The organism is Streptomyces angustmyceticus, from assembly GCF_019933235.1.
In the GTDB taxonomy this organism is placed as follows: Bacteria; Actinomycetota; Actinomycetes; order Streptomycetales; family Streptomycetaceae; genus Streptomyces; species Streptomyces angustmyceticus.
Map to the genome: position 1 here is coordinate 7,603,108 of NZ_CP082945.1, position 12,834 is coordinate 7,615,941.

Here is a 12,834-nt window from a genome sequence, read left to right on the forward strand (position 1 = left end):
GGACCTTCCGCACCGCCTAGGAGTTCCCCTAGAGGTGGCCCGCGGCCCGCCGTTCGCGGCCCGCCGCTGTGGAACGGTGAACTCCAGCCGTGACTGTGCCGCTGCGCGTAGGGAGTGCGTTTGATGAACGGGTCGGAACCCGCGGGCTCCACGATTCCCTCGCCGGACGGCGAGCCGATCGCGGTCATCGGCCTCTCCTGCCGCCTGCCCGGGGCAGCCGGCCCCGACGCCCTCTGGCACCTCCTGCGCGACGGCCGCAGCGCCGTCACCGAAGCGCCGGCCGGCCGGTGGAGCACCGAACTCCTCGCCCAGTCAGGGCTGGCCGAGCCGCCCCGGGGCGGCTTCCTCGACGACGTCGCCGGTTTCGACGCCGCCTTCTTCGGCGTCTCCCCCCGCGAGGCCCGGTCGATGGCCCCCCAGCAGCGGCTCGCCCTCGAACTCGGCTGGGAGGCACTGGAAAGCGCCCGCCTCCGCCCGGAACGGCTGCACGGCCACCGGACCGGGGTCTACATCGGAGCCACCGTCGAGGACTACGCCGTACTCGTCCACCAGCAGGGCCCCGAGGCACTCGACCACCACACACCGACCGGCCTCAACCGCGGACTCATCGCCAACCGCCTCTCCTACCACCTCGGCCTGCGCGGCCCCAGCATGACCCTGGACACCGCCCAGTCCTCCTCTCTCGTCGCGGTCCAGACCGCCTGCGACAGCCTGCGCCGCGGCGACTGCGACACCGCCCTGGCCGGCGGGGTGCACCTCAACCTCGCCCCCGAGAGCACCCTCGCCATGGCCCGCTTCGGCGCGCTCAGCCCGAGCGGCCGCTGCCACACCTTCGACGCCCGCGCGGACGGCTTCGTACGGGGTGAGGGCGGCGGCCTCGTCGTCCTCAAGCCCCTCTCCCGGGCACGGGCGGACGGCGACCACGTCCACTGTGTGATCCGCGGCGGCGCCGTCAACAACGACGGCGGTGGGCCCGGCCTCACCACCCCGGACGCCGCCGCGCAGGAAGAGGTGCTGCGCCTGGCCTGCGCGCGCGCCGGTGTCCACCCCGGCGACCTCGGGTACGTGGAGCTGCACGGCACCGGCACCAGGGTCGGTGACCCCATCGAGGCGGCGTCGCTCGGCGCCGCGTTCGGCACCGACCCGAGCCGGAGCACCCCGCTGCCCGTGGGTTCGGTCAAAACCAACATCGGTCACCTCGAAGGCGCCGCCGGCATCGCGGGACTGCTGAAGGTGGTGCTGTGCCTGGAGCACGGCCACCTCGTGCCGAGTCTCAACTTCACGACACCCCACCCCGGTATTCCGCTGGACGCCCTGAACCTGCGGGTGCAGACCGAGTCCGGCCCGTGGACGGCGCAGGAGGGTCGGCAACTCGTCGCCGGTGTCTCCTCGTTCGGGATGGGCGGCACGAACGCGCATCTCATCGTGGCACGCGCCGAGGACTCCGGAGACGACGAGCCCGCCGGCGGACGGGACGGCGCCCCGTCGGCACCGGAGACGCCCGTCGTGGTGCCCGTGGTGGTGCCCTGGGTGGTGTCCGGGCGCTCCGCCGAGGCCCTGGCGGCGCAGGCGGAGCGGCTGGTGTCGCGGGTGACCGATGGTGACCTGTCGCCGGTGGAGGTGGGCTGGTCGCTGCTGGCGTCCCGGTCGTCGTTCGAGCACCGAGCGGTCGTCGTGGGTTCCCGGGCCGACGAACTCATCGCTGGGGTACGGGCGGTGGCGGAGGGGCGGCCCGATGCGGCGGTGACGGTCGGCGAGGTGACTGAGCGCACGGGCAAGGCGGTGTTCGTCTTTCCGGGGCAGGGGTCGCAGTGGGTGGGGATGGCGGTGGAGTTGCTGGATTCCTCGCCGGTTTTTGCGGGTCGGTTGGGTGAGTGTGAGGCGGCGTTGGAGCCGTTCACGGACTGGTCGTTGAGTGAGGTGTTGCGGGGGGATGAGGGCGCCCCGGGCCTGGACCGGGTCGATGTGGTCCAGCCGGTGTTGTGGGCCGTGATGGTGTCGCTGGCGGAGGTCTGGCGCGCGCATGGTGTGGAGCCTGCGGCGGTGGTCGGTCACAGCCAGGGGGAGATTGCCGCGGCGTGTGTCGCCGGGGCGTTGAGTTTGGCGGACGGCGCCCGGGTCGTGGCGCTGCGCAGCACGGCCATCCGTGCCCTCTCGGGCCGAGGCGGAATGGTGTCGGTGGCGCTGCCCCGGCCCGAAGCGGAGGAGTTGATCGCATCGTGGAGTGGTCGGGTCTCGATTGCGGCGGTCAACGGTCCGTCGTCGGTGGTGGTGTCCGGTGATAGTGATGTTCTGGGCCGGCTGGTGGAAGCGTGCCGGGAGCGCGAGGTCCGGGCACGGCGCATCGAGGTGGATTACGCCTCGCATTCGGCGCATGTCGAGTCGATCCGCGCGGAGTTGCTTGAGGTTCTGACGCCGGTGGTGCCCAGGGCGCCTGAGGTGCCCCTGTTCTCGACGGTGACGGGGGAGTGGTCGGACGGGGCGGAGATGGACGCCGGCTACTGGTTCGCCAACCTGCGGCGGACCGTGGAGTTCGCGCCCGCCGTCGAAGCCCTCACCGCCGCCGGGCACCACACCTTCGTGGAGGTCAGCCCCCACCCCGTCCTGACCATGCCGGTGCGGGAGACGATGGAGGCCGCGGGCGCCGAGGGGGCCGTCGTGGGCACCCTGCGCCGCGGCGAAGGTGGCCTCGCCCGCTTCTACACCTCACTCGGCGAGCTCCATGTGCAGGGCATCGACGTCGACTGGTCCCCGGCCTTCGCCGCGCCCCGCCCCCCGCTCGTGGACCTTCCCACCTATGCCTTCCAGCGCGAGCGGCACTGGGTGGAGCCCACCGGCGCGCACCCCCACCGCACGGCGATCGCCACACAGGACCAGCCCGCCGCCGGCGCGACCGAACGCCCCGGGACGGGCCGGTCCACCCTCGACGTCATACGGGACCACGCCGCCGCGGTGCTCGGCCACCGGGACCCCTCCGCGCTCCACGCCGCCCGCACGTTCAAGGACCTGGGCTTCGACTCGGTCACCGCCGAGGAACTGCGGAACCGGCTGAACCGGGCGCTCGCCGTACGACTGCCGTCCACCGCGCTCTACAACCACCCCTCACCCACCCGACTGGCCGGCTTCCTTGACGCCGAACGCATAGATAATGCGGGCGAGGTCGGCCCGAACCACGGCCCAGTAGCCGCCCCCGACGAGCCCATCGCCATCGTCGCGATGGCCTGCCGCTACCCCGGCGGCGTACGGTCGCCCGAAGACCTCTGGGAGATCCTGCGCGACCGGGTGGACGCCATAGCGCCGTTCCCCACCGACCGCGGCTGGCAGACCGACGGGCTGTACGACCCCGACCCCGAACGCTCGGGCACCAGTTACGTATGCGAGGGCGGCTTCCTCGACGCCGCGTCCTTCGACGCCGGCTTCTTCGGGATCTCGCCGCGCGAGGCCCTGGCGATGGACCCGCAGCAGCGACTCCTGCTGGAGACCTCGTGGGAAGCGCTGGAACGGGCCGGCATCGATCCGACGGGGGCCCGCGGCAGCCGCACGGGAGTGTTCGTCGGGGCCATGGCCCAGGAGTACGGTCCCCGTCTGCACCAGGCGGGCCGGCAGGTCGAGGGCCATGTCCTGACCGGTACCACCACGAGCGTGGCCTCCGGGCGCATCGCCTACACCCTCGGTCTCGAAGGGCCGGCCATCACCGTGGACACGGCGTGCTCCTCCTCCCTGGTGGCGCTGCACCTCGCGGCGCAGGCACTGCGCGCCGGGGAGTGCACTCTCGCGCTCGCCGGCGGGGCGACGGTGATGTCCCAACCCGGCATGTTCGTGGAGTTCAGCCGCCAGCGGGGACTCGCGCCCGACGGCCGGTGCAAGCCGTTCGCCGCGGCCGCCGACGGCACGGCCTGGGGCGAGGGCGCCGGGATCCTGCTGCTGGAACGCCTGTCGGACGCCCGCCGCCACGGCCACCCGGTCCTGGCGGTGCTGCGCGGCAGCGCCACCAACCAGGACGGCGCCTCGAACGGCCTCAGCGCCCCCAACGGCCCCTCGCAGGAACGCGTGATCCGCGCCGCGCTCGCCGCCGCCGGGCTGCGGCCCTCCGACGTCGACGCGGTCGAGGCGCACGGCACCGGTACCGCACTCGGCGACCCCATCGAGGCGCAGGCGCTGCTGGCGACGTACGGACAGGAGCGGGCGGCGGACCGGCCGCTGTGGCTCGGCTCGCTCAAGTCCAACATCGGGCACACCCAGGCTGCCGCAGGGGTCGGCGGGGTCATCAAAATGGTGCTCGCCCTGCGTCACGGCGTCCTCCCGGAAACCCTGCATCTCGACGCGCCGTCCCCGCATGTGGACTGGTCGGCGGGCACGGTACGGCTGCTCACCACGGACCAGCCGTGGGAGGCGAACGGGCAGGTGCGCCGGGCCGGTGTCTCCTCGTTCGGCATCAGCGGCACCAATGCGCATGTGATCGTGGAACAGCCTCCGGCGGAAGCCCCGGAAGCCCCGGAAGCCCCGGAAGCCCCGGAAACACGGCTGGACGGGGCGGAGCCGGGCGAGGCGGAAGGAGCGGACGGCGACCGCCGTGACCAGCCGGTCGTGCCCTGGGTCGTGCACGGCCGTACCCCGGAAGCCCTGCGCGCCCAGGCTGCCGCACTCGCCACCCACCTCGACTCCCTCCCCGACGCCGCCACACCGTACGACGTCGCACACTCCCTCCTCACGACGCGCGCGGCACTGGAACACCGAGCGGTCCTCATCGGCACCGATCGCGCCGCCCTCCTCGCGGACCTGCGCTCCCTGGCCGAGGCCGACCCCGGCCCCCGTACCGCCACCGGCTCCGTACCCACCGCCCCCGCTTCGTCAGCGGTGTTCGTCTTCCCTGGGCAGGGGTCGCAGTGGGCGGGGATGGCGGTGGAGTTGCTGGACTCCTCGCCGGTTTTCGCGCGTCGGTTGGGTGAGTGTGAGGCGGCGTTGGAGCCGTTCACCGACTGGTCGCTACAGGAGGTGCTCCGGGGGGCTGAGGGCGCGCCGGGACTGGACCGGGTCGACGTGGTCCAGCCGGTGTTGTGGGCGGTGATGGTGTCGTTGGCCGAGGCGTGGCGGGCTCATGGTGTGGAGCCTGCGGCGGTGGTCGGTCACAGTCAGGGGGAGATCGCCGCGGCCTGCGTCGCCGGGGCGTTGAGCTTGGCGGACGGCGCGCGGGTCGTGGCGTTGCGCAGCAAGGCCATCCGTGCCCTCTCGGGCCGCGGGGGAATGGTGTCCCTCGCATTGTCCTCGTCCGAGGTCGCGAAGCTGATCGAGTCGTGGGGCGGCCGGGTCTCGGTCGCGGCGGTCAACGGCCCGACGGCTGTGGTGGTCTCCGGTGATGCGGACGCGCTCGATGAGCTGATGGAGGTGTGTCGCGAGCGCGAGGTCCGGGCCCGACGCATCGACGTGGATTACGCCTCGCACTCGGCGCATGTGGAGTCGATCCGCGAGGAGTTGCTCGGCCTTTTGGCGCCGGTGACACCCAGGACCTCCGAGATCCCGTTCTTCTCGACGGTGACGGGGGAGTGGCTGGACACGGCGGAGATGGACGCCGGCTACTGGTACGCGAACCTGCGGCGGACGGTGGGCTTCGCGCCCGCCGTCGAAGCCCTCATCGCTGTCGGCCACCGCGCGTTCGTCGAGGTCAGCCCGCATCCCGTGCTCACCGTGCCGCTTCAGGAGACCGTGGAGGACGCGGGCGCGGATGCGGTGGTGACCGGCACGCTGCGCCGGGACGACGGCGGTCTGCCGCGACTCCTCGCCTCGCTCGGGGAGCTGTATGTGAACGGCGTGGACGTCGACTGGTCCCCCGTCTTCGCCGGCCGCAGGCCGCACCGGGTGGAGCTGCCGACGTACGCATTCCAGCGGCAGCGCTACTGGCTGGAGCCGGATGCGCCGGCCGTCGCCGCCTCGCCCGAGGAAGCGGCGTTCTGGACGGCCGTCGGCGACCAGGACGCCGCGGCGCTGGCGGACACGCTCGGGCTGCCCGGCGCCGAAGCCTTGGACGAGGTGCTGCCCGCGCTGTCGTCGTGGCACAAGAACCGGCGGCAGCGGAGCACGGCCGACGGCTGGCGCTATCGCGTCGTGTGGCGACCCCTCGCGGAGCCGTCCATCCGCCAACTAGAAGGCGCTGCATGGCTGTTGGCGGTGCCGGCCGGGTACGAGAACGATGCCCAGGTGCGCGGTGCCCGCGAGGCGCTGGAGGAAGTGGGCGCCCGCCCGCACGTACTGACCATTGATGACAGCTCCGGGCTCGTCGATCTGCTGCGTCGTGCCGCCTCCGGTCCCCTCGCCGGTGTGCTGTCCCTGCTGGCCCTGGACGAACGGCCGGACCCTACCCAGCCCTGCGTACCCACCGGCCTTTCGCTCACCCTCGCGCTGCTCCGGGCACTCGGAGAGGCCGGGATCGAAGCCCCGCTGTGGTGCGTCACCCGAGGCGCGGTCGCCGTCGGCAGCACGGTCGAGACCACGCGGGATGCCGCCACGGCTGATTCCACCAGCCGGTCCACCGGCGATGGCGTGGAGGGCCCCGCCGCTGCGGACCCTGCGCCGGCCAACCCCGACCAGGCCGGGATCTGGGGGCTCGGCCTGGTCGCGGCGCTGGAGCATCCGGAGCGCTGGGGTGGCCTCATCGACCTGCCCGGCGAGGCGGCAGCCGATGGCCGGGAAGTGGCGCTGCTGGCGCGGATCCTGGCTGCCGGTGGTGACGAGGACCAGCTCGCCGTCCGCGGGGCCGGTGTCTTCGGGCGGCGGCTCGTTCCCGCGCCGGTCGCCGGGAAGCCGGCACGGCGCTCCTGGCGGCCGCGCGGCACCGTCCTCGTCACCGGCGGCACGGGAGCGCTCGGCGCCCATATCGCCCGCTGGCTCGCCGCCAACGGCGCGGAACACCTCGTCCTCACCGGCCGCCGTGGCACCGATGCCCCCGGCGTGGCCGCGCTCTGCTCCGAACTCCGTGACCAGGGGGTCCGGGTCACCGTCGCGGGCTGCGACCTCGCCGATCAGCAGGCGGTGGCGGCCCTCGTACGGCAGATCGAGCAGGACGGGGAACCCGTCCGCGCCGTGGTGCACGCCGCGGGTGTCAGCGCCCTCGGCCCGCTGGCGGAGGCAGGGCCGCACGACCTCGCGGCCGCGCTCGCGGCCAAGGTCGCCGGAGCGGGCCATCTGGCCTCCGTACTCGATCCCGCACCACTCGACGCCGTCGTCTACTTCTCCTCCATCTCCGGCACGTGGGGAGTGGCCGAGCACGGCGCGTACGCCGCCGCCAACGCCATCCTCGACGCCCGCGCCGCCCGCGAACGGGCCGGCGGGCTGCCGGTCCTGTCGGTGGCCTGGGGCCCGTGGGCGGGCGGCGGCATGATCTCCGGCTCGATGCACGACGTGCTGCGCCGCCGTGGCGTGCCCGTGATCGACCCGGCCACCGCCCTCACCGCCCTCCAGCAGGCGCTGGACCACGACGAGACCTCGATCGCGGTCGCCGATGTCGACTGGCGGCGCTTCGGCAGCGTCTTCACCTCCGTACGGCCCAGCCGGCTCCTCAGCGAGATCCCACAAATGGTGGCGGACGAGGGTGAGGGCGAGAGCGAGGGCGGAGACGGGGACGGAGAAACCGGGCTCGGCTCGGCACGTTCGCCCCTCGCCGAGCGGCTCGCCGGGCTCGATGCCCGGCAGCGCACCGCGGCACTGCTGGACCTCGTCCGTGAGCAGGTCGCCTCGGTGCTCGGGCATGACAAGACGGCCCCGGTCGACCCCGAACGCCCCTTCAAGGAGCTTGGATTCGACTCGCTGACCGCCGTCGAGCTGCGCAACCGCCTGGGGCGGGCCACCGGCCTGCGGCTGCCCAGGACCGTGGTGTTCGACCATCCCAGCCCGGCCGCGCTCGCCGGCTACGTCGGCGTCGAACTGGGCGGAGAGGAGGCAGGCGGCAGACAGCCCGCCACGGCACCCGCTCTCGTCCCCCTCCCCGTGACCGCTCCCGCAGACGACGACCCGATCGCCATCGTGTCCATGGCCTGCCGGTTCCCGGGTGGTGTGCGGTCGCCCGAGGATCTGTGGCGGCTCGTCCGGGAGGGCGTCGACGCGATGTCCGCCTTCCCCACCGACCGCGGATGGGACCTCGACGGCCTCTACGACCCCGATGCCGACCAGCCGGGCAGGAGCTACGTCCGGGAGTCCGGGTTCCTGCGCGATGCCGGTGACTTCGACGCCGAGTTCTTCGGGATCTCGCCGCGCGAGGCGATTGCGATGGACCCGCAGCAGCGGCTCCTCCTGGAGACCTCCTGGGAGGTCTTCGAACGTGCGGGCATCGACCCCAAGTCCCTGCGCGGCAGCGGAACCGGCGTCTACATGGGTGTCACCGACCAGGAGTACGGGAACCGTCTGCGTACGTCGGACCCCGAGCAGTTCGAGGGCTACCTCGCGACCGGGGCGGCCGCGAGCGTCGCCTCCGGCCGGGTCGCCTACACCCTGGGACTGGAAGGCCCGGCTGTCACGGTCGACACGGCGTGCTCGTCGTCACTGGTCGCCCTGCACATGGCGGTGCGTGCACTCCGCTCGGGGGAGTGCACGCTCGCTGTCGCCGGAGCCGCGATGGTCATGGCCGACCCCGGGCCGTTCATCGGCTTCAGCCGACAGCGGGGGCTGGCGCGGGACGGCCGGTGCAAGCCGTTCTCGGCGGCGGCCGACGGCTTCGCACTCTCCGAGGGCGTCGGTGTGCTGCTGGTGGAACGCCTGTCGGAGGCCCGCCGCAACGGTCACCCGGTGCTGGCGGTCGTCCGCGGAACGGCCCTCAACCAGGACGGTGCGTCGAACGGTTTGACGGCGCCGAACGGTCCGTCGCAGCAGCGGGTGATCCGTGCGGCGTTGGCGGACGCTGGTCTGTCGGCCGCTGAGGTGGATGTGGTGGAGGCGCACGGTACGGGGACGTCGTTGGGCGACCCGATCGAGGCGCAGGCGTTGCTGGCGACGTATGGGCAGGGGCGGGCGGCGGACCGGCCGCTGTGGCTCGGCTCGGTCAAGTCGAACATCGGACACACCCAGACCGCCTCCGGTGTGGCGGGCGTCATGAAGATGGTGCTTGCCATGCGGCACGGCGAACTGCCGGGCACCTTGCACGTGGACGAGCCGTCGCCGCATGTGGAGTGGTCGTCGGGCGCGGTGGAACTGCTGACCGAGGCCCGTCCGTGGACACCGGAAGACGGCCGCCCGCGCCGCGCCGGCGTCTCCTCCTTCGGCATCAGCGGGACCAATGCGCATGTGGTCGTGGAGCAGGCGCAGCCGACCGGGACGGCGGCCGTCGCGCTGCCGTCGGATTCGGGCGTGGTCGTGCCGTGGGTGCTGTCCGGGCGCTCCGCCGAGGCGTTGGTGGCGCAGGGGGAGCGGTTGGCGGCACGGGTGGCGAACAGTGACTGGTCGCCGGTGGAGGTGGGCTGGTCGTTGGTGGCCTCGCGGTCGTCGTTCGAGCACCGGGCGGTGGTCGTGGGCTCGGATACCGATGAACTGGCGTCACAGGTACGGGAGTTGAGTCCTGTCGCCACGGTGGGTGATCCAGGTCGGACGGTGTTCGTCTTCCCGGGGCAGGGGTCGCAGTGGGTGGGGATGGCGGTGGAGTTGTTGGATTCCTCGCCGGTTTTTGCGGGTCGGTTGGGTGAGTGTGCGGCGGCGTTGGAGCCGTTCACGGAGTGGTCGTTGGGTGGTGTGTTGCGGGGGGTTGAGGGTGCGCCGGGTCTGGACCGGGTGGATGTGGTCCAGCCGGTGTTGTGGGCGGTGATGGTGTCGTTGGCGGAGGTGTGGCGGGCTCATGGTGTGGAGCCTGCGGCGGTGGTCGGTCACAGTCAGGGGGAGATTGCCGCGGCGTGTGTTGCTGGGGCGTTGACGCTGGAGGACGGCGCCCGGGTGGTGGCGCTGCGGAGCAAGGCGATCCGTGCGTTGTCGGGCCGGGGCGGGATGGTGTCGGTGGCTCTGTCCTCGTCCGGGGTCGCGGAGCTGGTTGAGCGGTGGGGTGGTCGGGTTTCGGTTGCGGCGGTCAATGGTCCGTCGTCCGTGGTGGTCTCCGGCGACGCCGACGCGCTCGATGAGCTGATGGACGTGTGCCGGGAGCGGGGGGTGCGTGCGCGCCGCATTGACGTGGATTACGCCTCGCACTCGGCTCATGTGGAGTCGATCGAGGGGACGTTGGCGGAGGCCCTGGCGCCGGTCGCGCCCCGTGAGTCGTCCGTGCCGCTGTTTTCGACGGTGACGGGGGAGTGGCTGGACACGGCGGAGATGGACGGCGGGTACTGGTACGCGAACCTGCGGCGGACCGTGGAGTTCGCGCCCGCCGTCGAAGCCCTCATTGCCGCAGGCCACCGCACATTCGTGGAGGTCAGTCCGCATCCCGTGCTCACCGTGCCACTCCAGGAGACCGTCGATGTGGCGGGTGCGGATGCCGTGGTGACGGGGACCTTGCGCCGCGACGATGGTGGTCTGTCGCGGCTCTACACCTCTCTCGGTGAGCTGTATGTGAACGGCGTGGAGGTGGACTGGTCGCCGGCGTTCGCGGTGCCTCGTCCGCGGCTCGTGGACCTGCCTACGTACGCCTTCCAGCGTCGGCGTTATTGGCTGGAGTCGGGTCCGTCGTCGGTGGCCGGTGTGGCGGATCCGGTGGAGGCGCGGTTCTGGGAGTCGGTGGAGCGTGCGGATGTGGAGGGTCTGGCGGCGACGCTGGGGCTGACCGATCCGGGGGCTTTGGGTGAGGTGTTGCCGGCGCTGTCGTCGTGGCGGCAGGGACGGCAGCAGCGGAGCACGGTCGACGGCTGGCGCTACCGGGTCACCTGGCGGCCCCAACCCGAGCCAGAAATAAGTGAGGTGACCGGCAGTTGGCTGATCGTCGCTCCCGCCGACCATCTGGACGACGACCTGGTGCAGGCGACCGCTCGCGGTCTCGGCGAACGGGCTCGCGTCATGCCCGTATCGGCCACCGCCGACCGTGCGGATCTGGCCGCAATGCTGGCCGCACAGCTGGCGGCGCTGCACGGTGACGCCGACGGCCGGCTGCACCTCGTGTCACTGCTCGCGCTGGACGACCGGGATGCCGACGGCCACCGGGGAGTGCCCAGCAGCCTGCTCAGCACCATGGCCCTCACCCAGGCACTCGCCGACTCGCAGGTGAACGCCCGTTTGTGGGCGGTCACCCAGGGGGCTGTCTCCATTGACGGCTCCGCGCGGGGACCGGAGGCCCACCGGGCATCCGACCCGATCCGCGACCCGGGCCAGGCGGCCATCTGGGGTCTGGCCAGGGTCTTCGGCCTCGATCACAGTGCTCGCTGGGGTGGTCTGATCGATCTGCCGGGGACCCTGGACGACGATGCGCTGAGGCGCTTCCTGTCTCTGCTCAGCGGTGACGGCGGCAGTCAGGACGAGTACGCCGTCCGCCCGTCCGGCGTCCACGCCCGGCGCATGGTGCGCGCGCCCCTCGCCCCGTCGGCCGTCGCCGAGCCGTGGCAGCCGCGCGGCACCGTGCTCATCACCGGCGGCACCGGCGCCCTCGGTGCCCAGGTGGCGCGGGCGCTCGCGGGCGGCGGCGCCGAGCACCTGGTACTCGTCGGCCGGCGCGGCCCCGACGCCCCCGGCGCCTCCGCGTTGTCCGCCGAGCTGACCGCACTCGGTGCGCGCGTCACCGTGGCCGCCTGCGATGTGACCGACCGGGCCGCGGTGGCCAAGCTGCTGGACTCGCTCGCCGACGAGGCTCCGCTGACCGCCGTGGTGCACGCCGCGGGAGTCGTCGGCGAGGCCCGCCCCCTCGACGAGACGTCCCTCGACGACGCCATGGCGGCCGTACACGCCAAGATCTCCGGCGCCTGTCACCTCGACGAGCTGCTGGCCGATCACCCACTGGACGCCTTCGTGCTGTTCTCCTCCGGCGCCGGCGTGTGGGGCAACGGCGGGCAGGGCCCGTATGCGGCAGCCAACGCCGCCCTTGACGCACTCGCGGAATGGCGCCGGGCCCAGGGCCGCCCGGCCACCTCCATCGCCTGGGGTGCCTGGGCGGGCGGCGGCATGGTCGACGAGGCCGTGGCCGAGCAGCTGGCCCGCCGCGGGGTGCCCGCCATGGATCCCGGACTGGCCGTACACGCCCTGCGGGAAGCCGTCGACCAGGGGGAGACGACCCTCGTCGTCGCCGACATCCGGTGGGACCGCTTCCTCCCCGCCTACACGGTGAGCGGGCCCCGGCCGCTTCTGGACGAGATCCCGGACGTGCGCCAACTGCTCGCCGACCAGGAGGAGGCACAGGCGGACGAGACTGGTGAGAAGGGTTCGGATCTTCCGGACAGACTGGCCGCGCTTGCCGAGCCCAAGCGCAAGCGGATGCTCCTGGACCTCGTCCGCACCCACGCGTCCGCCGTACTGGGGCACTCCTCGACCGAGGCGGTCCGGCCCGCTCGGGCCTTCCGCGAGCTGGGCTTCGACTCACTGACCGGAGTGGAGCTGCGCAACCGGCTCAACACGGCCACCGGCCTGAAGCTCCCCACCACTCTGGTCTTCGACCACCCCACACCGACCGCACTCGCCGCATACCTGCGGGACGCCCTGCTCCCCCCGGAACCGGAGGCAGGGGACGACATCCCGGTGCTCCCCGAGCTGCGACAGGTCGCGAGCGCACTGCGAGCGGCCACCGACGACGACACCCGGCGGGCGCTCACCGAAGGGCTGCGCGGCCTGCTCGCCCACTGGGACGGCCAGGAGCCGCCCCCGGCGAAGACCGTTGACGACGAACTCGCGGAAGCGAGTGATGAGGACATGTTCGACCTGATCGACAGGGAACTCGGGATCGGCTGATCC

Annotated in this window: 1 protein-coding gene; it reads left to right on the forward strand. The window is 72.7% G+C overall.

The genetic code is table 11. The annotated features are described in order from the left end of the window. Positions 1-123: 123 nt before the first annotated feature. Positions 124-12,831, forward strand: coding sequence for a type I polyketide synthase (locus K7396_RS33775; RefSeq protein WP_223660299.1), 12,708 nt, complete (start codon positions 124-126; stop codon positions 12,829-12,831). Positions 12,832-12,834: the final 3 nt, after the last annotated feature.

Excerpts from the sequence above, each read along its gene's own strand:
- K7396_RS33775 (WP_223660299.1), top strand. The coding sequence starts at position 124 with ATGAACGGGTCGGAACCCGCGGGCTCCACGATTCCCTCGCCGGACGGC.